At 66.4% G+C, this 452-nt stretch carries 1 pseudogene; it reads right to left on the bottom strand.

Annotated elements, in window-relative coordinates:
- Positions 1 to 452 (bottom strand): annotated as a pseudogene (locus tag C0039_RS21035) (hypothetical protein); the annotation flags it as partial.

Genomic DNA, 452 nt, shown 5'->3' with positions numbered 1-452 from the left:
AGTCCGGCATTGCCACGCACCAGGAAGGTATCGTCACCCTCACCACCCGACAGGGTGTCGTTGCCACGTTTGCCATCAATGGTGTCATCGCCGGCTCCCCCGGTCAGTTCATCCTGGAAACGGGTACCAACAAGTAGTGAACCCTCAACTCCTGTGCCCGTCTCTTCTCCACCGCTCTCATCCGTTCCGTGACCACCTTCCGTGCCTGTTTCGCCAGTGCCACTTTCACCGCCCGACGCCTCCTCACCTTCGCCGGATGTTCCGCCTTCCTCTGCGGCGCCTCCGCCGGTGCCAGCATCGGTGCCTTCGCCAGCGCCACCTTCACCGCCGGACGCCTCCTGACCTCCGCCGGAGGCTCCGCCTTCCTCTGCGGCGCCTCCGCCGGTGCCAGCATCGGTGCCTTCGCCAGCGCCACCTTCACCGCCGGACGCCTCCTGACCTCCGCCGGATGC

It is taken from the genome of Pseudohalioglobus lutimaris, assembly GCF_002866825.1.
Taxonomy (GTDB): Bacteria; Pseudomonadota; Gammaproteobacteria; order Pseudomonadales; family Halieaceae; genus Halioglobus; species Halioglobus lutimaris.
This window is presented reverse-complemented; position numbering and strand designations above follow the sequence as displayed.